General features: G+C 62.1%; 18 protein-coding genes and 1 pseudogene. 15 read left to right on the top strand and 4 right to left on the bottom strand.

All coding sequences use genetic code 11. The annotated features are described in order from the left end of the window. From JNL55_RS08610 to JNL55_RS08630, 5 genes are all read left to right on the top strand, one after another. A partial coding sequence (locus JNL55_RS08610; RefSeq protein WP_293852032.1) for an OmpA family protein occupies window positions 1-338 on the top strand: 338 nt, incomplete at its 5' end. Window positions 339-499: 161 nt separating this feature from the next. Next, entirely contained in the window at window positions 500-1,795 is a 1,296-nt protein-coding gene (locus tag JNL55_RS08615) for an oligosaccharide flippase family protein (protein WP_293852035.1), read from the top strand. Next, the gene (locus JNL55_RS08620) at window positions 1,792-2,622 is read left to right on the top strand and encodes a PIG-L deacetylase family protein (RefSeq protein WP_293852038.1); all 831 of its coding nucleotides are present in this window, start codon (window positions 1,792-1,794) and stop codon (window positions 2,620-2,622) included. Before JNL55_RS08615 ends, JNL55_RS08620 begins: the two co-directional genes overlap by 4 nt. 16 nt (window positions 2,623-2,638) lie before the next feature. Next, window positions 2,639-3,742 carry a glycosyltransferase family 4 protein gene (locus JNL55_RS08625; RefSeq protein WP_293852041.1) on the top strand — a complete coding sequence of 368 codons (1,104 nt, stop codon included), beginning with the start codon at window positions 2,639-2,641 and terminating at the stop codon, window positions 3,740-3,742. A gap of 34 nt (window positions 3,743-3,776) precedes the next feature. Further along, entirely contained in the window at window positions 3,777-4,289 is a 513-nt protein-coding gene (locus tag JNL55_RS08630) for a GNAT family N-acetyltransferase (protein ID WP_293852044.1), read from the top strand. Window positions 4,290-4,359: 70 nt separating this feature from the next. Here JNL55_RS08630 and JNL55_RS08635 read toward each other — a convergent pair whose 3' ends face one another. Continuing rightward, on the bottom strand, window positions 4,360-6,903 hold the full coding sequence (locus JNL55_RS08635; protein ID WP_293852047.1) for an HWE histidine kinase domain-containing protein: 2,544 nt from the start codon (window positions 6,901-6,903) through the stop codon (window positions 4,360-4,362). A 129-nt stretch (window positions 6,904-7,032) separates the two neighbouring features. Between JNL55_RS08635 and JNL55_RS08640 the strand changes: the two genes are divergently transcribed. The 4 genes from JNL55_RS08640 (at window position 7,033) to JNL55_RS08655 (ending at window position 11,685) form a co-directional block, all read left to right on the top strand. Continuing rightward, window positions 7,033-7,803: a Crp/Fnr family transcriptional regulator gene (locus JNL55_RS08640; protein ID WP_293852049.1), complete on the top strand. Its 771-nt coding sequence runs from the start codon at window positions 7,033-7,035 to the stop codon at window positions 7,801-7,803. Window positions 7,804-7,921: 118 nt separating this feature from the next. Then, window positions 7,922-10,492, top strand: a complete 2,571-nt coding sequence (locus JNL55_RS08645; protein ID WP_293852052.1) for a protein kinase domain-containing protein — start codon at window positions 7,922-7,924, stop codon at window positions 10,490-10,492. A 48-nt stretch (window positions 10,493-10,540) separates the two neighbouring features. Further along, complete coding sequence (locus tag JNL55_RS08650) at window positions 10,541-10,885, top strand: Hpt domain-containing protein (RefSeq protein ID WP_293852055.1); 345 nt, start codon at window positions 10,541-10,543, stop codon at window positions 10,883-10,885. Window positions 10,886-11,133: 248 nt separating this feature from the next. Next, entirely contained in the window at window positions 11,134-11,685 is a 552-nt protein-coding gene (locus JNL55_RS08655) for a DUF2802 domain-containing protein (RefSeq protein ID WP_293852058.1), read from the top strand. A 2-nt stretch (window positions 11,686-11,687) separates the two neighbouring features. Here the strand turns inward: JNL55_RS08655 and JNL55_RS08660 are convergent, their stop codons facing one another. Genes JNL55_RS08660 through JNL55_RS08670 form a run of 3 tightly spaced genes read right to left on the bottom strand, consistent with a single transcriptional unit; the run spans window position 11,688 to window position 15,178 of the window. Then, window positions 11,688-13,568: an alpha/beta hydrolase gene (locus JNL55_RS08660; RefSeq protein WP_293852061.1), complete on the bottom strand. Its 1,881-nt coding sequence runs from the start codon at window positions 13,566-13,568 to the stop codon at window positions 11,688-11,690. Window positions 13,569-13,619: 51 nt separating this feature from the next. Then, window positions 13,620-13,973, bottom strand: a complete 354-nt coding sequence (locus JNL55_RS08665; protein WP_293852064.1) for an EscU/YscU/HrcU family type III secretion system export apparatus switch protein — start codon at window positions 13,971-13,973, stop codon at window positions 13,620-13,622. Next, the gene (locus JNL55_RS08670; protein ID WP_293852066.1) at window positions 13,970-15,178 is read right to left on the bottom strand and encodes a flagellar hook-length control protein FliK; all 1,209 of its coding nucleotides are present in this window, start codon (window positions 15,176-15,178) and stop codon (window positions 13,970-13,972) included. The genes JNL55_RS08665 and JNL55_RS08670 overlap by 4 nt, the downstream gene beginning before the upstream one ends. Before the next feature lie 201 nt (window positions 15,179-15,379). On the opposite strand from JNL55_RS08670, the gene JNL55_RS08675 reads away from it, so the two are divergent. The 6 genes and pseudogenes from JNL55_RS08675 to JNL55_RS08700 all read left to right on the top strand — a co-directional run. After that, the gene (locus tag JNL55_RS08675; protein WP_293852069.1) at window positions 15,380-15,859 is read left to right on the top strand and encodes a lipid asymmetry maintenance protein MlaB; all 480 of its coding nucleotides are present in this window, start codon (window positions 15,380-15,382) and stop codon (window positions 15,857-15,859) included. Then, window positions 15,856-16,218 carry a response regulator gene (locus JNL55_RS08680; protein ID WP_293852072.1) on the top strand — a complete coding sequence of 121 codons (363 nt, stop codon included), beginning with the start codon at window positions 15,856-15,858 and terminating at the stop codon, window positions 16,216-16,218. The genes JNL55_RS08675 and JNL55_RS08680 overlap by 4 nt, the downstream gene beginning before the upstream one ends. 4 nt (window positions 16,219-16,222) lie before the next feature. Continuing rightward, window positions 16,223-18,334, top strand: a complete 2,112-nt coding sequence (locus JNL55_RS08685; protein WP_293852075.1) for a chemotaxis protein CheA — start codon at window positions 16,223-16,225, stop codon at window positions 18,332-18,334. A gap of 150 nt (window positions 18,335-18,484) precedes the next feature. Beyond that, window positions 18,485-20,248 carry a methyl-accepting chemotaxis protein gene (locus tag JNL55_RS08690; RefSeq protein ID WP_293852078.1) on the top strand — a complete coding sequence of 588 codons (1,764 nt, stop codon included), beginning with the start codon at window positions 18,485-18,487 and terminating at the stop codon, window positions 20,246-20,248. A 156-nt stretch (window positions 20,249-20,404) separates the two neighbouring features. Further along, window positions 20,405-20,911 carry a chemotaxis protein CheW gene (locus tag JNL55_RS08695; RefSeq protein WP_293852080.1) on the top strand — a complete coding sequence of 169 codons (507 nt, stop codon included), beginning with the start codon at window positions 20,405-20,407 and terminating at the stop codon, window positions 20,909-20,911. A 66-nt stretch (window positions 20,912-20,977) separates the two neighbouring features. Beyond that, window positions 20,978-21,207: pseudogene (locus tag JNL55_RS08700) on the top strand (hypothetical protein); the annotation flags it as partial.

Raw genomic sequence — 21,207 nt, forward strand, 5'->3', positions numbered from 1 at the left:
CGAACTGGGAGTTGTCGGCGGCGCGTGCCGCTAGCGTGGTGCACTTGTTCACTCAGGCTGGCATGGATCCACGCCGCTTGGCCATCGTCGGCCTGGGCGAATTCCGTCCGGCGCAAAGCAACGATACCGAACAGGGCCGCAATCTGAATCGTCGCGTGCTGCTGGTTATATTGAGCGGCAACGGCATGCCCGAGGGCGACTATGCCAGCGACCGTGGCAAACCGGATATCGAGGCGGCTCCGCAGCCGCAGCCGGAACCGGTGGCGACGACTGTTCAAGCGACGCCCGCGCTGCCGTCCGTGCCCTCCGTGCCGGCAGTATCCGTCGGCGCCAGATAACAATTAATTAATACGTTCGCCTGAGTAGAGGCCGGCGGCGCCGGTGGCTCGCTCTTCCGCTTGGGGAACCGCCGTCGACGCGGCGCGTTATCTGCCAAATCCGCGTTGTGAAGTCGCGGCATAACGGACCAGACGCTGCAGCGTCATAGGCAAAGCGGGTAATGACAGAAACCTCCCCCGAAGCGTCGCTGGGGCATAAGACCGGTCTGAATGCATTTTCGCTGCTGGCCTGCCGGGTCGGCACCGACCTGCTCAATTTTCTGTTGTTTTTGGTGGTGTCGCGGCGTTTCGGTCCGGAAGGCACTGGTGAATACGGCTACGGCTTCGCGCTCGCCGGCCTGGTTTATTACGCCGCCACGCTGGGCATCGAAGAGTATGGCGTGCGTGAGTACGCGCGGTTGCCGGCCGAGCGGCGACCGGAGCTGATTGCGAATCTGCTCGGCGCGCAGGTGTGTATCGCGGTGGCGGTGATTGCGATCTTGATCGGCTACCTGGCGATCACCCAGCCGCTGCCGCACATGCTGATCATCATCGTCTGCATGACCATCTATCAGCTGGGCGCGGCGTTTTCCGCCACGCTGTTCGTGCCGGCCATGGCCGAACAGCAAATGTTGCCGCCGGCTTTTATCAATCTGCTGGGCCGGGGCACGGCGTTCGTGGTCACCGGCCTGTTGATCCTGGTGTTCAACTGGTCGCTGTATGTCGCGTCGCTGGCGTTCGCTGCCGGCGGTTTGTTGATGTTGGTGCTGGCGCTGCGCTCGGCGGCATCGTTCAAGGTGCGGCTGATGCCGAATCTGGCTCGCCGAGTGGTGCTCGACGGTGTACACACGCTGTGGTCGTTCGCCGCGGTGGGCCTCCTCGGTCAATTGTTGAATCGTATTGGCGTGATTGCGCTGTCTTTGCAAGTCGGGGAAGCCGCCGCCGGTATCTATACGACCGGGCTCAAACTAGTGGAGGTCGCTTGTTTGCCATTGGTGTACATCGGTGTGGCGGCCTATCCGCGGTTGTGTCACGCATTCGCGGATCCAGCGGGATTTCAAAGACTGTCACGGCAAGGGTTTGTCATCGGTACGTTGGCGGCTGCGCTGCTCGCCGCGGCCATGTATTTGCTGGTGCCGCCGCTGTTGGTGCCGGTGCTGGGGGAACGTTTCGCGGGGGCTGAAACCATCATCGCCGCCATGGCGGCCATCGTGCTGGCGCAGGGCATGGAAATCGTGCTGGGCCGCTTGATGCTGGCGGCGAATTTGAATGTGGCCCGCGCGGTGCGCATTGCCTTCGGTACCCTGGTCTGTGTGTTATTGACGATCGTGTTGACGCCGTTGTTTGGCATCGGCGCGACGGTCGCGGCTTTGGTATGTTCTTATCTGTTGGTGGACCTGCTGTACTACGGCAGTCTGTTTGGCTCGTTGCGCAAGGCGCAGCTGCGCGCCGGCGCGACACTGATGAAACGGGCATGAAGCTATTAATCAAAGTCCTATTGAAGCGCTTGAGCCGTGCGGCGCGGCCTTATTTGCAATCGTCCGGCCTGTTGCAAGTGTCCGGCGTGTACAACCATTCGGCCATGGTGTGGCAGCCGGGGCGCGAAAAAGTATTGGTCCTTGCACCGCACATGGACGATGAAACGATTGGTTGCGGCGGCACCTTGGCGTTGCATGCCCAGCGAGGCGCGCAAATCACAGTGATGTTTCTAACCGACGGCCGTAACGGCAGCAGCGACGCCAACGTGCTGTACGGCGAGGAACGCGAGCGCAAGCAACAAGAGCTGATCGAGCTGCGCACCACCGAAGCCCGGGCGGCGCTCCAGCGGCTTGGTGCCAACCGCATGATCTGCCTGGATGCCGAGGACGGCGCGCTCAGCCAATGCCCTTGGGCGGCGGAGAAGCTGCGCGACGTGTTGGTGAAGCTGCAGCCAGACATAGTCTATTTGCCGTTCTATCTGGAAGAACATCCCGATCATCGGGCTGCCAGTCGCGTGCTGCTGGATGCAGCCGCCGGCACGCAGCTGCAGTTTCAATGTATGGGGTACGAGGTGTGGACGCCGCTGTTCCCGAATTGTTTGGTGCGTATCGACAGCACCGTCGAACTGAAAAAACAAGCGCTGCAGGAATATCGCAGCCAGCTCGAACAATGCGACTATGTCCATGCCAGTATCGGTTTGAACGCGCATCGCTCCGCTGGCCTGATGCAGGCGCGCGGTGCCCAGGGTGGTTACGCGGAAGCGTTTTATGCGACGCCGTTAGCTCAGTACCGTGAACAATTCGCGACCTTTTGCGCCCAGCGTTGAGCCATGAGTTGATGTCATGCGCTTAGGGATCATGTTGCGTCACTTCGACCAGCACGAAGGCGGAGTGAAGGTCTATACCCGTGAAGTCGTGCGCTCGTTGATCGAAATCAACCGGCGGCATGAAATCGTGCTGTTGTTCCGTAATCGTCAGCGCACCGGCGTCTACGAGAATGCGCCGGGCGTGGAAGAAGTGCTGCTGGAGGGCGGCTCGATTCTGTATTGGGACCAGGTCAAGGTGCCCAAGGCGGTGCGCCGTTTCGGCATCGACGTACTGTTCAACCCAAAATATTCCATTCCGCTGCGTGCGCCTTGCAAGACGTCGTGGGTGTGTCACGGTTTGGACTGGTACGCCATGCCGCAGGCGTCGCCGTTGCTGGATCGGCTCAGTCATCGCTTCCTGGTGCCGCGTTACGTGGCCAAGGCGGACGCGCTGATCTCAGTGTCCGAGGTCACGACTCAACATTTGCAAAAATATTTGCAAGCGCCACGCGAGCGTATCCACACCATTTATTCCGGGCTGAGCGACGCCTTTCGTCAGCGTTCGACGCCGCAGCAGTTGGAACAGATCCGGCAACGCTTCTCCTTGCCGCCGCGCTTTGTTTTGTATTGCGGCGCTGTGTATCCGCCGAAGAATTTCACGCGACTGATTCAGGCCTATGCCAAGGTCGGGCCGGCGCAAGGCGTGCCGCTGGTGATCGCCGGTGGCAGCAATCGTTACTTGTCCGAACATGAGCTGGACGAACCCAAACGGCAGCACATCAGCGATTGGGTGCGTTGGCCGGGTTGGATTGAGAATAAGGACCTGCCGGCGCTGTATCAGCTGGCCGAGGGCTTGTTGTTGCCGTCGTTGTACGAGTCGGTGGGCATGCCCATCATGGAAGCCATGGCCTGTGGTTGTCCGGTGCTCACCTCGGACCGTTTCGGTACCAAGGAGATTGCCGGTGACGCGGCATTGCTGGTGAATCCCGACTCGGTCGACGCCATCGCCGCCGGCATCGATCGGTTGCTCAACGATAAAGAACTGCGCGCCAGCAACGTGGCCGCCGGCCTGGAGCGGGCCAAACGCTTTACCTGGACCCACACCGCCAGCGAATTGCTGGGCGTTCTGGAAAGCCTGTAGCATCGACCCGACTGCACTACCGACGGGGGATGCCATGCGCGTTCTGGAGACCGATAGGCTGGTGCTGCGCCGGCTGACGCTCGAGGATGCCGAATTCATTCGGCGTCTGGTCAACGAGCCAGCCTGGCTGCGCTACATCGGCGATAAACACGTGCGCAGTTTGGAAGATGCGCGCAATTATCTACGCAGCGGACCGCTGGACATGTACGAGCGCTACGGCTTCGGCATGTTTCTGGTCGAGTTGAAAGAGACTGGCGCCGCGGTCGGCGCTTGCGGGCTGCTGAAGCGAGACACGTTGCCCGACCCTGACATCGGCTATGCGTTTCTGCCGGAGTACTGGGGCAAGGGCTACGCGCTCGAGGCCGCCGATGCCGTGCTCAAGTACGGCCATCGTCAGCATGGCTTGCCGCGCATTCTCGCGATCACGTCGCCCGACAACGAACGTTCCATTCGGATTCTGCAACACTGTGGCATGCACTTTCAGCGCATGGTCGAGATGGCGGAACAGGATCAGGTGAAATTGTTCGCGTTGCAGTTCGTGGGCTGAGCGCTCAGCTCGATTACTCAGCGTCGACTCACCGTCGACTCATATCGACTCATATCGACTCAGGGTCGACTCAGGGTTGTTTGCCAAGAGCCGTGGCGAGGCTCTGCTGAGAGAAGGGTTTGCGAATTCGAGGAATCTGCGCAAACTCGGCTGGGAAGGACGCGCTTTCGCCATAGCCGGTCATGAAAGCGAACGGTACGCCCAGCGCGACCAGGCGCGCGGCCGCTTCGAAACTGGTTTCCACACCCAGATTCACATCCAGTAAAGCGAACTCAGGGACGCGCTCTGCCAGCAGCGCGAGCGCCGCACTGACATTGCTCGCGGTCCGAATCTCTCTCACGCCCAGTTTGCGTAACACGTCCTCGGCGTCGAGCGCGATGATCAGGTTGTCCTCGACCACCAGAATATCGCTCGGCATCGCGACCAGTTCCGGCGCCGGAGTCGGTGCGGCTTCGACTGGTGCGGTCGACTGGTCCACGCGGTGGACATAGATCGCGGGAATCAGAAAACAAGCGTGTACACCGCTGAGTTCGAAATCGACCCGCGTCTCGCCTTTGAGTTCATAGGGAATGGTGCGCTCGATCACGGTGCTGCCGAAACCGCGCCGCTTGGGAGCTTGCACCGGCGGACCGCCGCGTTCGCGCCAGTCGATGATGAAATTGCCTGAGGCGTCCAACTTGGTGTCGAGGGTCACGCTGCCGCGACGATCGGTCAGCGCACCATACTTCGCTGAGTTGGTGAGCATCTCGTGCATCACCAAGGCGAGTGCGCTGAACGCTTGCGGCTGCAATCGGGCATCGGGGCCGAGCAACTGCACGCGATTCGCACCGCCATTCAAATACGCGCCGGCTTCCGACTCGATCAAAGCGCTGAACAGCGCCGGCCCCCAGTGATCGGCGGTAATCAAATCGTGAGCGCGCGCCATGGCTTGGATGCGAGCTCCGACCAATTCAGTGAACTGCACCGTGGTCAGGTTGGGATCCTGGCTTTGATTGATCAGGCCACGAATCAGGCCGAGGATGTTACGCACTCGGTGATTCAGCTCGGCGATCAACAAGTCCTGACGTTGCATGGCGCGGCGCCGCTCGTCTTCGGTTTGATCCGACAAGCGCAGAATCACTTCCAGCAGACTGACGCGCAGCCCGTCGGCGATGCGTCGATCCGCCGGCGACCACGGCACTGACTGGCCGGTCACAGTCTCACGCCACAGCTCGAAGCTCTTGCGCGGCGTCAGTCGGGCCCCGAGTGGGCCCACCGTCACTGGCTTGTGCGGATCGCCGGCCCAATTCACCGTGCGCGCCACTTCGCGTCGAAAGAACACCAGATAGTCGCGTGGCAGCCTGGACAGCGGCATCACCAACATACCGGCGGCAAGTTCCTGAAATTCGGCTGCGGCCGGGTGGGTGGCGCGAATCTCGTTGGTGGCGTAGTTGCCGGAGGTCGCGACCGAAGCGCGAATGTGTTCGATCAGCTCGGCGAACTGTTGCCGGTCCGGCGTCATGCCATTCAAGGTCACCTCGCCTTCGAGCGACAGCCCGATGCCGTCGCAGGCGAGTTGGTCGCCGATGTCGTCCAGATGGGTGACGATGCTATCGGTACGGTTTTCGGCGCTCACCATGTTGAGCACCAACCGGTCGTGCAGTTCGCGCGCCCGAGTTTCGTAACCGCTCTCGGCTTCCCGTTCGCGATTCTCCATCAGCAACGAAAACATCTGGCCGAACAGCTCCGCAGCGGTGCGCCGTTCGAAGCTGACGTGCAGCGGCCCGTAGTGATGACAGGCGAACAAACCCCACAGCCGACCTTCCCTGAGAATCGACACGGACATGGAGGCGCGCACCCCCATGTTCCGCAAATATTCGATATGGATGGGCGAGACGCTGCGTAACACGCTTTGCGACAGATCGAGGGGCTTGCCGTCGCTGCCGTGGCTGGGTTGGATGGGCGCGGGCGTGGCTTCGATGTCCGGGATGATCCGCAGCCAATTGCGTTCGTACAGGATGCGAGCCTGGCGAGGAATGTCGCTGGCCGGGTAGTGCAGGCCCAGGAACGAATCGATGCCGGGGTTGGCGGACTCGGCAATGACCTCGCCCGAGTCGTCGTGCGCGAAGCGATACACCATCACTCGATCGAAACCGGTCAGGGCGCGCAGTTCCCGGGCCGCGACTCGGCTCAGCGTGCGCGGGTCTCGCATGGCTTGCACGCGATTCATCATGCCGCGCACCAGCGCGCTGGCATTGACTGAGCTATCGGGGACGCTGGGTTCGCATTCTATGACCACCAGCGCTTCGGACATGTGAATCGCCAGGTCGAAGCGGCGTTGCGAGTCGTCGATATGGATGCCGAACAGCCGCGCCGTGGTGCCGGTCATGTTCACGATGTGCAGCTGATTGCGCAGCGTGTGAATGGCCTCGGCATTCATGAAGTTGAACAGCGACCGGCCGAGCATCTCGGCGGGTGCAACTTTTAACCACTCGCCGACGTTATTTGAAACACGCTGCACGAACCAGTCGGGCGTGGAGACCGCGAGCAGGAAGCCGAACGGTTGGATAGCGCCCAGCAAATGGATGGGCTCGCGATCGCAATTGGTCAGGTCCACCGAGGCGCTGGCAGTCATTGCGAGATTTTACAGCGGCTCGTGGTTTTGTAGGGGGGACTAGCCTACGGGACTGTCCCAATCGGGTCGGTACAAAATTGTACAGTTCTTTCCTACAGCGAACATTTAGAGAATAAAGCGGGGTGAATCATGGTTGCACTGGGAATTGCCAACGGTAACGGCCACGCTGCCAGCCAGCAGCGTCCCGACAATCGGCTGCTGCAATTATTGAACGACCAGGATTTCGAGCTGTTTCAGCGCCACGTGGAATGGGTGGGCGCGCAGCCCGATCAGGTGCTCTACAGCCCGGGCGATTCGGTGGGCACGGTGTACTTCCCTTGCGGCCCGAGCGTGGCCTCGTTCCGGGTCGTGACCGAAGACGGGCAGGAAGTGGAGACGGTGCTGGTGGGCAAGGAAGGCGCGGTCGGCGGCATCGTCAGTCATGGCGACGTGCCGGCGTTCACGCGCATCGTGGTCCAGTTCGGCGGCCCGTTCCTGAGATTGCGGCTGGCCGATCTGCAGGCGATCCAGGATCGCTCGCGGTATGCCGCGCACCTGTTCGCTCGTTACGCCGACTGCTTGCTGGCGCAGATCTTCCAGTCGAGCGCCTGTAACGCCGCGCACTCCATCGAGCAGCGGCTGGCGAAATGGATCATCGACGCGATGGAACGGCGCGAGGATCGCGACCTGCCGTTGACTCATGCACAGCTGGCGGCGATGGTCGGCATCGGCCGCAACTACGCCAGCCGGTTACTGCAAGTGTTTCGCGAGCATGGCTTGATCCAGACCCGTCGTGGCGGCTTGCAGATCGTCGATCAGGCCGGCTTGGAACGGCGCGCCTGCCAGTGTCACAACGTAGTCAAGCGCCACTTCGCACGCGTGTTGTTGGGCGTTTACCCGAGCGCCACGCCGGCAGCGTAAAAGAATCCGGCGCTGTTGGCGCCCGATTGTGAAATTTTTACGGCAGGCTACTCAGTCGTGCCGTGAACTCATGCAGAATAGCGGGCCCGTCCGAAGCGGGCCCCGCTTCGCCAGCTGCATGACCGAACCGATCTTCCCAAAGCTACGCATTGGATCGCGCCTGGGGCCGTATCGCCTCATCGAGCTGATCGGGCGCGGCGGCATGGGAGAGGTCTATCAGGCCGAACGCGCCGACGATCACTATCACTCGCGCGTGGCCATCAAGCTGGTGCGCGTGGATCACGATGCGTCCCGCGTCGCCTGGCGGTTCCGTTCCGAACGCCAGATCCTGGCCCAGCTCGAACATCCCAATATCGCGCGTCTGATCGATGGCGGTGCCACCGACGACGGCGTGCCGTATCTGGTCATGGAGCTGATCGCCGGCAAAGCCATCGACGTGTATTGCGAAGAGCGGGAACTGAGCATCACGCAGCGGGTGCGGTTGTTCCTGCAAGTGTGCGCGGCCGTCAGCTTCGCGCATCAGCGCCTGGTGGTGCACCGGGACTTGAAGCCCGGCAACATTCTGGTCACCGCCGACGGCACGGTGAAACTGCTGGACTTCGGCATCGCCAAGCTGGTCGAGTCGGAGCAGGCCACCGAATCGCCGGAGATGACGGCCACCCACGTGCGCGTGATGACCATGGAATACGCCAGCCCGGAACAGGTGCGCGGCGATCCCATCACCACCGCCAGCGACGTGTATTCGCTGGGCGTGGTGCTGTATCGACTGTTGACGGGTCGCAGCCCGTATCGCGAAGACAATGCCGCCGAGCGGGCCGTCGAGATCCTCAGTGACTCGGCGCCGAGCAAACCAAGTACTGCGGTCAACGAGACGCGGGTGCGTCCGTCCTTGGAGGGCACGTCGCCGTTCTCGCGCAAGCGGATGCGGCGGGCGCTGAAAGGCGATCTGGATAACGTGCTGTTGATGGCGCTACGCAAGGAGCCGGAACGCCGCTACGCCAGCGTCGAGCAGTTCGCCGAAGATCTGCGGCATTACCTGGACGGCATGCCGGTGCGAGCGCGGGGCGATTCGCTGCGATATCGCGCTGGCAAGTTCATGAGTCGGCACAAGTACGCGGTGGCGGCGGCGTCATTGGCGGCGCTCGCATTGGTGGCTGGCATCGTGACCACGACCTGGCAAGCTCGCATCGCTGCCGAGCAGACGCTGATCGCGCAGGAAGAAGTGCGCAAGCAGCGTGCCGTGCAGTCCTTCCTCACTGCCTTGTTCGAGAAGAACACTAGGCTGCAGCCCGATGCGCTCAAGGCGCGCAACATGTCCGTCCATGAGTTGCTGGTCGACGCCAGCGACAAAGTGTTGCATCAGTTCAGCGATGCGCCTTCGGTGCGCATGGAAGTGATGAACACAGTGGCGCGGCTGCTGATCGATATCAACGAATTCGATCGCGCTGGGGTGTTGTCGCGAGAATCGGCGAAGCTCGCTCGCGAACTGCAACTCACCGACAGCGACGATTACGTCGAAGCCTTGATCGGCGTTGCTACTGCCGGTCGCTTGTTGGGCAGGGGCGAAGAAGCAGCTGCGGCTCGCAATGAAGCGTTGCAGGTTCTGGATGCGCGTGATGATCAGACCTCGCTGCTGCGTGCTCGCGCTTTGGGAACGACCATTGCGCAGTTCTCGCCCGATCCGGCTGAAGAAATTCGCCTGGTCAGTTCCGCCGTGGAATTGTTCAAGCAGCGCTATCCGAACGACCCCGGTCATTTCAATGCGGTATTTGCGCTCGGTCAGCTGTTGCGGACTCAGGGCGATATGCGCGGCGGCGTACAGCACTTTCAGGCGGCTGCCGAAGTGTTTCAGAAGGCCAACCTGCAGGCCTACAGCGATCTCGGTGCGGCCTATGCGTGGGCGGCGTTTTGTGAGATGCAGTTGGGCTGGGTCGACGATGCGCTGCGCGACTACGACAAAGGCATCAAGCTGCTGCGACAACACGCCGGCGATGGTTCGTTGTACACGCGCATTCATTTGGGACTGTACGGTCAGGCGTTGCATCAGGCCGGTCGCTTCGAGGAAGCGCACGAGTATTTCGATCTGGTGCTGTCGCCCGAACACGTTGCCAAACCGACGGCGGTGGAATTCGATACGGCCGTCTATAAAGCGCACGGGCTGTTGTTAGAAGGGCGACCCACGCAGGCATTGGCGGTGCTGGCGCCATACACGGATCACTGGTTGGAATTCGGCAAACGTTTCGTTCCCAACGGCGTGCAGTTCTCCGCTGTGCGCGCGCGTGCGTTGGCCTCTCAAGGAAAAGTGGCTGCCGCCAAAGCCGAGTTGGCGCATGTGGCTCAGTTGCCCATGTTCTACGACACGCCGGCGCAAAACGCGGATTCGTATATAGCCGCGGTCATCGATGTCGCTCTGGCCGACAATGATCTGCCCGCGGCCCGGGCGGCATTGGCACAACGTGGACCGCTCGACGTGCCGGAAGAATTCGATATGGACTATCTGCAGTTGGCAATCGATAGTGCCGAGCTGAAGCGACGCATGGGCGATGTCGACGGCGCCGTCGAGTTGACGGATGCAGCGTTGGCTCACTTGAAAGAACACGGCGGCTCGTCGAACTTCGCCTTCATGCGCAAAGCGCTGCAGAAAGCTCGCACCGAAGCTCAGGCCGCGCGCCTGCAAAGCAAAGAATAGGTAACAGCCAGGATGGTGTCGAAGGCGAGCTGAGACTTTGCTCGCGCGATGAACACCGTCCCCGTGCTCGATCGCACACAGCTGCTCGAAATCACCGGCGGCGATGCGCAGTTCGAGCGCGAGTTACTCGACACTTATCGAGCGAGTGCTACGGCCATCCTTGCGCGACTCGAGCAAGCGTTCGCTGCCGGCGACCTGGTGCAGGTCCTGCGGGAAGCGCACGCGTTGAAGGGCGCCAGTCTGAATGTCGGTGCTTCGGCGATGGGTCGATGCGCCGGCGAAATCGAGTCCGCGGCCCGCGCCGGCGATTTGGCATTGGCGAGCGCGCAAACCCAATCCCTGGCCGACGCCGCCACCTCGCTGTGGGCCGAGCTGGCCCGTCCGTCAGCCTGAACCGTCTGTAAGCCTTGCCGGCCGGGCCCAATCGTCCAGGGCTGTCCCATTGCGATCAGTGCCTACCCAGGCCGCCAAAACGTTAACCCGTTCGCAAAAGCCCGCCGCATCCGGGGCAGCCCGCCGGGCGTGGCACGCATCCTGCTTCGTCTGTTATCGAGACCAATGGTTTGCGCCAAAGGTTTGACACCGACGGATCGAAGCCTCTTGCGGTGTCCGGAAATGTGAGCCAAGTCACGGGAGCTGCCATGTTTGAAATTCTGCCCAATCCCTCGTTGGAAACCCTCCTGATCGCGGGTCGCGCCGTGGCCTTGATCGGTGCTTTCTGGGTGTTCGCGGTGGCGTTCTCTCGCTGGCGCCGGTCGGACGAGCGCGAGTCGCAGGCTCTGCGGGCTCAGCTGGAGCGCGCTTTCGGCGAAATGCGCAGCTTGCACGAGACCGTGACCATCATGAGCGCGCGCATCGAAGCGATGAGCGAGCGTGCCGAATCCGAATCCCGTCGTCCGCAGATGCCTGCGGTCGTCGCCAATCCTCAAGCGCGGGGTTACGACCTCGCGATGCGCATGGCCAAGAACGGCTCGGCGCCCGAAGAGATGGTCGCCAACTGCGGCATCACTCGTCATGAAGCGGAATTGTTGACCCGTCTGCATGCCGCCAAAGCACAGCCCGAAGTGGCTGCCTGGAATGCGCGTCAGCAGGAGCGTCAGCCGGTGCAGCAACCGCAGGTCGCGGAAGCTCCGCAGCAGCAGCCGCAAGCGACTGGCCGCAAGCGCGGTTCGTTGTTGAGCGTAGTCGGCTGAAGTTACTGAATCGGTCGTAACACGAAGGGGCTCGCGGGCAACACGACGCCGGGCTCCACGTGATGTCGAGAAACATGTGGCTGATAGCCGTCAGCCACGATGGTCAGCTGGTACTCGCCAGCGGCCAGATCCACAAAGCTGAAGAGTGCTCCCACTGCATCGTCGCGCGCTCCCAGCTGCGCAGCGATTTCCGAATCCGGATCGTCATGCGGACGCGGCACCAACCGTCGCCGCCCACTCGGCCCCTCGATGACGATTTCCCTAATCGGCAGCACCGGCTCCGGTGCCCGATAACTGCCCGCCGGATGAGTCAGCGTATCGGTTGCGCTCACGATGTAGCCCGACAACCAGCCTTGCGGCGTGAGTTGGAATTGCAACGGCACTGCCTCGCCACGCTCGATCCGCGTGACCAATCGATCCGGCGTGCTACAAAAACCCGTGGCGAGCAGTTTGATCTCATATTCGCCGGCTTGGATTGGGCCGATTGTGCGTGAGCCTGCGGTCGCAGCCAGCGGCAGCAAGGAAGGACGTTGGCGCTGAGCATCGTCGCCGTCCAACCGCTGCAGAATCAGCGCCGGCACGCCACCGGCCGTCTGATATTCACCGTCGAATGACAGATCGATTTGCAGGCGACCTGCCTGATCGGTGCCGTTGCCTGAGTCGAGCAACTGCGTGACCTGCGCTAACACTGCCGGTGACGACAAGATGCTGGTGTGATCCTCGTCGAACCCCATCATGAAGCCCGCGCTTGATTGAGCTTCACCGCGCAGCTGACTAGCGAGCGTGACCGTGCCGTCCGTGGTCGGCCGAAACAAGTTGTAGCCGCCGCGATGTCCGAACAACAACGAATACGACACGCCAGCGGGCAGCGGCCGCTCGAACAAACGTTTCAGAAACGCACCTTCGGGCTGCATGTCCCGCCACGACGGCACCACCGCCGGGGAATGATTCACGCCGAGTGTCGCCGTGGTTTCTCCACCCCAGGGCGTCGAGATAGTGACGAAGCGCGTGATCTGCGGAAATTGAGCGCCGTGATCCAACAGGAAACGTCGTGTCAGCAAGCCGCCCATGCTGTGAGCGACCATATCGAGGCGTTGAAAGCCATAACGCAGCTGCAGGTTGAGCAATTTCCAATAGAGCAGATGAGACATCGAGTCCAGCGACGAGCCCGACGGATATTGGAAGAACCAGGCCTGGTAACGAGTGCGATCCAGCCGGTCGAAAAAGTAGCGCCAGTCCTGTGCCGATCCGACCGCGCCATGCACGAACAGCACGGGTGTGCGCGCGGGATCGTACGGCTCGAGGAAATAGATGTTGCCGCCGGTGGCGCGGAAAGCTTCGAGCGGCGTCCAATAGCCGAGGCTGCCACTCGTGGTCGCAAACGCCGGTGATTGCAGGTCCGCGATCGCGCCGGCTTGAGTGCTGTGGGTAGGAGCCGGTCCGGAGTCGGCAGGCAGGACGGCGCGGACCGTTCCGATCTGTTCCGCGGTCAACGGAATATCCAACAACGTGATGAGTCCGTTCGCAGCCACCCGCACTTGTTCCGCGCGCAGGCCGGCTGGGTCGGTGTCGTCGGGCAAGCCGTTGCCATCGCTGTCGCCATAGGCGATGAGCGTGTAGCGACCGTCGGGGACGATCAGCTCATAGCCGCCGGGTTCGTGCAGCCGGACTCGGTGGACGATGACGGTGCGACCCTCGTGTTTGGTGGTGGCGGCCACGATCACCGGGCCATACCAATTGTCGGGTCCCCAGACCCGGCCCACCAGCACGGTGGCGTCGTAGAACTGTGCCGACTCGCTGCGCAGCTTGGCCAGCGTGCAGCCGGTGAGCTGCGGTAACACCAAAGCAAATAGAGCGAGTATTAGTCGGCCGCTGGATTTCACGGCGTGAGGCTCGGCGATCTGGCGTTACGACGCAAGAGCCGAGCGCGGTGCTCAGAAATATCTGGGGACCGGCAACGGCAGCGGGCGTTCTTGCAAGGGGTTGGGCTCGACCGCCGGCGTCGGCTCCGGCGCGACGCTGCTCTTGCCGGCAATCGACCAGGCAAACGCCAGCACGTGGGCGACTGCTTGATACAGCTCTTTGGGAATCTCGCGTCCGATTTCCAATTTCGACAATGCGCTGGCGAGCGCTGCATCTTCCTGCAGCGGCACGTTGTGTTCGCGCGCGGTTTCGATGATCTTTTCCGCGATCTCACCGCCGCCTTTGGCAACGACGCGCGGAGCGCCGTTACCGCTGGCGTTGTAGTGGAGGGCGACGGCAATCGGTGGGCGAGGGCGTTCGTTCATGCGTGTACATCCAGTAGACGCACAGCGCGAGTGCCCCTGTCACCGGCCGGCATGCCATGCAAACAAACGATCCGATCGACCTCCAGGCCGGACTCGCGCAGGATGGCTTCCAATTCACCGGCACGAGCGGTCAGCGCATCGACGATACCGGGCGATTCGGCCCGCAATTGCACGCCGATACGATGACCGGTCAATGTGACTTTGGCGTGCAAAGCGCCGACCTGTCCCAGATCCATGGCGGCTTCCACGCTCCACGAATCCTCGCCGCCGGAACGTTTGCGCGAGCCATCATGCTCGATGCGCAGACGAAGCATGCTGGCCTTGTCTTCATGACGCACCGGCAACTCCACCAGCATCGATTGCACCGTCGGATCGGGTGCGGTGTTGGTGATTTGGGTGGTGGTCAGGCGGGCGATGGCGCCATCGGTCTGGCGGGACAGTTCGTTGAGCTGTTGATTGGTGGCTTCGAGCATCGAAAACGTGGCCGGCGCCGAGCTGAGCGCAGTCAGCGGGCCGCGTGCGTTCGGAATCGGTGCATTCACGCCGCTATCGGAGAAAGCAGCGTTGGGACGCGCGCCGTGCTCCTTCAAGGTGCGGCTCAACGTCAGCATCAAGGCTTTCAAATCGTTGCTCAGAACATTGGCATTGGCCGCGCCCCGAGCCGTGTCGGCCAGATTGGCTTCCAGAAAAGTGCCGGAGCGCAGGATGGCGCTGGCCAGGCTCTTAGGATCGCTGAGGGATTCGGCATCAGGCAAAGCCTGCCAGAGCTGGGATGCGGCCTGCATCACGGCTTTGGGTAATTCGCTCGCGCCATTCTTGCCCTGGGCCAGCCAAGAAAGATTTGCCAGCAGCAACGCTGCGCTTTCCTGGCGGGGTACGAACCGGCGCATGGCATCGGCAACCACGGTTGCTTCGGCATCGGCCGTCACGGTAGTAGCGGAGGAGAGCGTTTCCAGCGCCAGCACCGGGCTGTTACGCAGCACGCGGACGTTCAGTACTTCGCCATTGGCGGGACCGGCGTTGTTGCCATTGGCCAGACGCGCCGAGTGGCGCTGACCGCCGATATCGAGCCACAGCTGACCGCTGGCAGCCTCGCGCACGGCCACGGCCTGCAGGAGCGCGCCAACGCGCCACTCCGACAGCAGGCTCGGGCTAGTGCTCCCGGCCGGGCTGGTACTGCGAAAGTCCACCAGGTCGATACGCATGGTTGAGACGGCTCTTGCGAGTTCAGTGAACTGCTTCACCAATTTAACGGCAGGGAATCCCGGAGCTTGAGGCAACCACGGTTAAGTAGTGCGACGTGGCTCACCTAACTGCCATCTAAAGCCCAGCCTGATGCCTGCCGATATGAACCAAGAATCTGTGAAATCAGTAGCACTACCGCGTTGGATCACCTAGCAGCTGTCATGAAAACCAGTAAGCGCAAACGCTCTGCCAAGACCGCACCGGCCGCCGAGGCTGCGGGCGTGGAGGTCGTGGCCGCTGCAACGGTCGTGCTGGAAGCCGTCGCCGAGACTTCTATAGATGACGTCGCCGCTGAGGTGGTCGACGCCCATGCCGACACCGTGGTCGCCGAGACCATCGAGCCGGTCGCCGCCGAGCCGGTGGTGGTACTGAATTCCAACTGCACCGTGAAAGACGCGGCTGCCCTCAAAGTTTCTCTTTGCGCCATTGCCAAGCACAGCGACGCTGTGACTGTGGACGTGAGCGCTGTCGAACGTGTCGATACCGCGACCATGCAGCTGCTGTGCGCCTTCGTGCGCGATCGCAGCGGTCGTAAGCAAAGCATCACCTGGCGAGGTGAGTCGCAGGCGCTGCAGGACGCAGTGCGCTTGCTCGGCATCGGTGCACTGCTCGGCTTCGATTCAAAAGGAGTTGCCGCATGACGCGGATTCTGGCCGTCGACGATTCTCCCTCGATGCGTGACATGGTCCGCATCGCGCTGACTAGTGCTGGTTTCGATGTGACTTCCGCCAGCGATGGTCAGGAAGCGCTCGAGCTGGCGCGCACTGCGGGCTTCGATCTGGTGCTCTCCGACGTCAACATGCCGGTGATGGACGGTATCGAGTTGATTCGCGCCTTGCGCGCCGAGTCGGCCTACCGTCATACGCCCATTTTGATGTTGACTACCGAAGCGGGCCCGGACCGTAAAAAAGAAGGTAAGGACGCGGGTGCCACCGGCTGGATCGTGAAGCCTTTCGATCCGGCGCAACTGGTAGCAACCATGCATCGAGTGTTGAGGTAATACAGTGGCCATCGATCTTGCTCAATTTCATGACGCCTTTTTCGAAGAGAGCTTCGAAGCGCTCGACTCGATGGAAGCGGCGCTGCTCAAACTCACCATTGGCGCGGCCGAGCCGGAGCTGATCGGTACCATTTTCCGCGTGGCCCACTCCATCAAGGGCGGCAGCGCGACCTTCGGCTTCTCCGAAGTGGCCTCGTTTACTCACACTTGCGAAACCTTGCTGGATGAGTTGCGCGGCAACCGCATGCAAGTGACTCGTCACATCACCGACCTGCTGTTGAAGTCAGTGGACGTGATGCGAGACATGCTGCGTTCGGTACAGCGTAAGGAAGCGATCGACGCCCAGAAGGTCGCCGATCTGCAATTCGATCTCGAGCTGGCGATTGCGCAGAAGAGTCAGGCGCCCGCGCCGGTGGCTGCTCCGGCCCCAGTCGCTGTTGCGCCGGCTCCAGTTGCCGTCGTCGAAGCTGCCAAGCCGAGTGCCGCGCATCGTTGGCGCATTCAGTTCCGTCCCTATCCGCAGCTGTTCGTGCACGGTAACGATCCGTTGCGCATGTTGCGTGAGTTGGCCGAGGTCGGCGAGCTCGCCGTCACGCTGGATGGCAACGCGTTGCCGTCGCTGGACGATTTGGATCCCGAATCCTGTTACCTGGCCTGGGACCTGACGCTGGATACCGATGCCACGCGCGAAGTGATCAATCAGGTGTTCGACTGGGCCGAAGGCGATTGCGAGCTGAAGATCAGCGAAGAGGCCGTGCCGGTTGCGCCGGTGGCTGCAGTTGCCGCTCCCGCCCCGGCCGCTGCGCCGGAAGCGAAACCTTCCAACGTAGTGAACATCGCGGACGCCAAGCCTGCGGCGGAAGCGCCGAAGGCGAGCGCCGAGCCGGCTCATCATCCGGCCGCAGCTCCTGCCGAAGCACCGAAGGCCGGCGCTCCGGACGGCGGCTCGATCCGCGTCAGCACCGAAAAAATCGACGAGTTGATGAACACCGTCGGCGAGTTGGTGATCACGCAGTCCATGCTCACTCAGCTGGGCGCCAAGGTCAGCGGCGCGGCTGCCGAGCAGTTGCGTTCGGGCCTGGCGACTTTGGAAAGAAACGTTCGCGAGCTGCAGGAAAGCGTCATGCGCGTGCGCATGTTGCCCATCAGCTTCGTGTTCAGCCGCTTCCCCCGCATGGTGCGTGACTTGAGTCAGCGCCTGGGCAAGAACGTCGAATTGAAGATGACCGGCGACCAGACCGAGCTGGACAAGACGGTCATGGAAAAGATCGGCGATCCGCTGGTGCACCTGGTGCGTAACAGCGTCGACCACGGTATCGAAATGCCGGACGTGCGCGCGGCCGCCGGCAAGTCGGCCACCGGCACGGTCTATCTGAACGCGTATCACAAGGGCGGCAGCATCACCGTCGAAGTCGGCGACGACGGCGGCGGCTTGAACAAGGACCGCATCCTGAAGAAGGCGCGCGAGCGCAATCTGGTCGGCCCCAACGACACGCTGACCGACGAACAGATTTACGAACTGGTGTTCATGGCGGGTTTCTCGACCGCCGAGCAGACCACCGACATTTCCGGCCGCGGCGTCGGCATGGACGTGGTGCGCCGGAACATCAAGGAGCTGGGCGGCAGCATCGAAGTGCGCTCCGAGCTGGGCAAGGGTTCGCGCTTCATCATCACTCTGCCGTTGACGCTGGCCATCGTCGACGGTCAGTCGGTGGCGGTGGGCACCGAGACTTATATCGTGCCGCTGATCACCATCATCGAGTCGCTGCAGTTGAAGCAGGGCATGGTGAATCGGGTCGCGGGTCAAGGCGAAGTGTTCTGGTTCCGCGATGCTTATGTGCCGGTAGTCCGGCTGCACGAAGTGTTCGGTGTGGAGCCGCGCACCACGCAATTGCACGAAGGTTTGATCATGGTGGTGGAAGGCGAGGGCCGCAAAGTCGGTCTGTTCGTCGACGATTTGCTGGGTCAACAGCAAGTGGTCATCAAATCCTTGGAGACCAATTTCCGTCGCGTCGATGGCGTGTCGGGCGCCACCATCCTGGGGGATGGCGCCGTGGCCTTGATTCTGGATGTGCCTGGATTGATTCGAGTCGCCACGCAAAAGCTAGCCGCCTGATTCGTTACGACTGACATCGATCGCACATCGAGCACCGCGTACGAGGCGCGGTGCTTTGCCGCCTGAACGGATTGCACGGGCGTGCTGGCTGGATTGTTTGGGGTCAAAAAAGCAAGTTGGGGCTCAAAAGCGAGCTAAGGAATCGACGTCATGAATACGTGGAACATTTCCGTGAAGGCCAAGCTGTTCGCCACCTTGGCGTTGACCGGGATCGTGATGATCCTGGTGGGCGTCATCGGCCTGGGCGGCACCAAATCTTCCAATACCGATCTGGATGCGATTTTTTCCAATCGTTTCATGCCGACTGGTTGGGTCGGCACCATCGAAACTCATGAGCGCGCGGTGCTGGAGAAGGCCGAGGAAGTGGTCATCCGTCAGGATGCCGCGGCGGTCAAAGCGGCGCTCGATCTGCTGCAGGAACGTCAGGGCGAAGTGAAAGAGCTGTTGCGCAAGCTCGACGCCACCGAACTCACCGACAAAGAGCGCGAGATCGTCGGCCAGTTCCGTAGCAACGGCAGCGACGTGCTCAATCTGGTGCAAGAAGCATTGCTGGCGGCTCAGTCGGGCAATTTCAGCGCTGCCGAGAGCGCGCTGATCGAAAAGGCTCGCCCGGCTTACGAGAAGCTCAACACCGCCGGCGACAATCTGCTCAAGACTCAGATCGCAGTGGCGCAGGAAATGCGCACCGAAGCCGACAAATCCTTCAAGAAAGCCAGCGCCTGGATCATCGGCGCCATCGTGGTCGGCATCGGCTTGTCCGGTCTGCTCGGGCTGCTGATCATTCGTTCCATCGTCGGCACGTTGACTGCGGCGGTCAGCATCGCCGATCGCATCGCCGGCGGCGAACTCGGCATCGACGTGCGCGTCGACAGCAACGACGAGTTGGGTCGGCTGCTCGAAGCGCTCAAGCGCATGGACGGCAAACTGGTTGAAATCGTCGGCGGCGTGCGCGGTAGTGCGGATGCGGTCGGCGCGGCGGCTCGTCAGCTGTCCCACGGTAACGACGATCTCTCACAGCGTACGCAGGAACAGGCTGCCGCTCTGGAAGAAACCGCTTCCAGCATGGAACAGATGACTGCGACGGTGAAACAGAACGCGGACAACGCGCGCCAGGCCAATCAGCTGGCGGTGGGTGCTCGCGAGCAGGCGGAAAAAGGTGGCGCCGTGGTCGAGCGTGCCATCGCTGCGGTTGGCGAGATCAACAACTCCAGCCGCAAGATCGCCGACATCATCGGCGTCATCGACGAGATCGCCTTCCAGACCAACCTGCTGGCGTTGAACGCCGCCGTGGAAGCGGCGCGAGCTGGCGAACAGGGCCGCGGCTTCGCGGTGGTCGCGACCGAAGTGCGCAACCTCGCTCAGCGCAGCGCCAGCGCCGCGAAGGAAATCAAAGGTCTGATCAACGACTCGGTCGACAAGGTCAAGGTCGGCTCGGAGCTGGTCGACGAGTCCGGCAAGACGCTGTCGGAGATCATGGAAAGCGTCAAGAAAGTCACTGACATCGTGGCCGAGATCGCCGCGGCGTCCGAAGAGCAGTCGGCCGGCATCGAACAGGTCAACAATGCCGTCAGCCAGATGGACAACGTCACGCAGCAGAACGCTGCGCTGGTGGAAGAGGCCTCCGCGGCCAGCAAGTCCATGGAACAGCAGTCCGGCACCTTGGTCTCGCAGATCGGCTATTTCCACCGGGCCGACGGCACCGGCATCAAGGGTTCGGGCGCGCCTGCTCAGCAGCACCCGACCCAGCATGCTGAAGGCGTGCGTCAGGCGGCTCCGGTCACTCGCCCGCGTCCCACCGCCGTCCGTAAGGCTGGCCTGGGCTCGGTCAAGCCGGTCCGATCTGCGGCGTCCTCGGGCTCGCAGGTGCCTCTGGCTCGCGCCAGCGGCGACGACAGCCAGTGGAGTGACTTCTAGACGTAATCCGGAAGGCCGGAAGCGGCGCACCTCGGATGCAGTGAATGCCTTACTCATTGTGTGCCGGGATACGCCGATAACCATCAAGAGCGCTGCTACTGACGCTGGCACCGAGCCGGCGCCGAAACCTAGGCAGCCAGTGAGGAGATTCGTTTCATGACCAATCAAGTTGCCGCGCAGATCGATGCTGCCGCTGCCGGTTCCAACCAGGTGTTGACCTTCACCCTGGGCGACGAGACATACGGCGTCGACATCCTGCGTGTGCAGGAAATACGTGGCTATTCTCCGGTCACGCGCATTCCGCAGGCTCCGAGCCACGTGCTCGGCGTGTTGAATTTGCGCGGTTCGATCGTCCCGATCGTGGACTTGCGCATGCGCTTCAACCTGCAGCGTGCCGAGTACACCCCGCTCACGGTGATCATCGTGTTGTCGGTGGAATCGGCCGGCGGTCGTCGCGATTTCGGCGTGGTCGTCGATGGCGTCTCGGACGTGATCGACGTGGCCGCCAATGACGTGAAGCCGGCGCCGGAGTTCGGCGAGCACGTCAGCACCGAGTTCATCGAAGGTTTGGCTGCTGTGTCGGGCCGCATGGTGATGCTGCTCGACATCGATCAACTGATCGGCGCAGACGTCACGGGAGTGGCGCTGAGTCCCGCTGCCTAACCGATGAAAAGTGAATGACGGCCCGCCCGCGGGGCCGTTGCGCACACTCGAAGAACAACGTCCATCATGCCGACTTCAGTTTCCGCTTCCGCTTCGTCCTCCGACGCCGCGCATTATGGACCTCAGCTCGGCGACGCCGAGTTCGACTTCATTCGGCACGTGGTCGGTGAGAACGCCGGCATCGTGCTCGGCCCCAACAAGCGCCAGCTGGTGCAGGGGCGGTTGGCGCGGCGGCTGCGTGAACTCGGGCTGCCGAGCTACGAGTCGTATTGCAACTACCTGCGCGACGCCGGGCC

The sequence above is a fragment of the Steroidobacter sp. genome (assembly GCF_016790065.1).
Taxonomy (GTDB): domain Bacteria; phylum Pseudomonadota; class Gammaproteobacteria; order Steroidobacterales; family Steroidobacteraceae; genus Steroidobacter.

Bases quoted from the DNA above. Each gene is read 5' to 3' on its own strand.
- JNL55_RS08615 (WP_293852035.1), top strand. From the start codon at position 500: ATGACAGAAACCTCCCCCGAAGCGTCGCTGGGGCATAAGACCGGTCTG.
- JNL55_RS08620 (WP_293852038.1), top strand. From the start codon at position 1,792: ATGAAGCTATTAATCAAAGTCCTATTGAAGCGCTTGAGCCGTGCGGCG.
- JNL55_RS08625 (WP_293852041.1), top strand. From the start codon at position 2,639: ATGCGCTTAGGGATCATGTTGCGTCACTTCGACCAGCACGAAGGCGGA.
- JNL55_RS08630 (WP_293852044.1), top strand. From the start codon at position 3,777: ATGCGCGTTCTGGAGACCGATAGGCTGGTGCTGCGCCGGCTGACGCTC.
- JNL55_RS08635 (WP_293852047.1), bottom strand. From the start codon at position 6,903: ATGACTGCCAGCGCCTCGGTGGACCTGACCAATTGCGATCGCGAGCCC.
- JNL55_RS08640 (WP_293852049.1), top strand. From the start codon at position 7,033: ATGGTTGCACTGGGAATTGCCAACGGTAACGGCCACGCTGCCAGCCAG.
- JNL55_RS08645 (WP_293852052.1), top strand. From the start codon at position 7,922: ATGACCGAACCGATCTTCCCAAAGCTACGCATTGGATCGCGCCTGGGG.
- JNL55_RS08650 (WP_293852055.1), top strand. From the start codon at position 10,541: ATGAACACCGTCCCCGTGCTCGATCGCACACAGCTGCTCGAAATCACC.
- JNL55_RS08655 (WP_293852058.1), top strand. From the start codon at position 11,134: ATGTTTGAAATTCTGCCCAATCCCTCGTTGGAAACCCTCCTGATCGCG.
- JNL55_RS08665 (WP_293852064.1), bottom strand. From the start codon at position 13,973: ATGAACGAACGCCCTCGCCCACCGATTGCCGTCGCCCTCCACTACAAC.
- JNL55_RS08670 (WP_293852066.1), bottom strand. From the start codon at position 15,178: ATGCGTATCGACCTGGTGGACTTTCGCAGTACCAGCCCGGCCGGGAGC.
- JNL55_RS08675 (WP_293852069.1), top strand. From the start codon at position 15,380: ATGAAAACCAGTAAGCGCAAACGCTCTGCCAAGACCGCACCGGCCGCC.
- JNL55_RS08680 (WP_293852072.1), top strand. From the start codon at position 15,856: ATGACGCGGATTCTGGCCGTCGACGATTCTCCCTCGATGCGTGACATG.
- JNL55_RS08690 (WP_293852078.1), top strand. From the start codon at position 18,485: ATGAATACGTGGAACATTTCCGTGAAGGCCAAGCTGTTCGCCACCTTG.
- JNL55_RS08695 (WP_293852080.1), top strand. From the start codon at position 20,405: ATGACCAATCAAGTTGCCGCGCAGATCGATGCTGCCGCTGCCGGTTCC.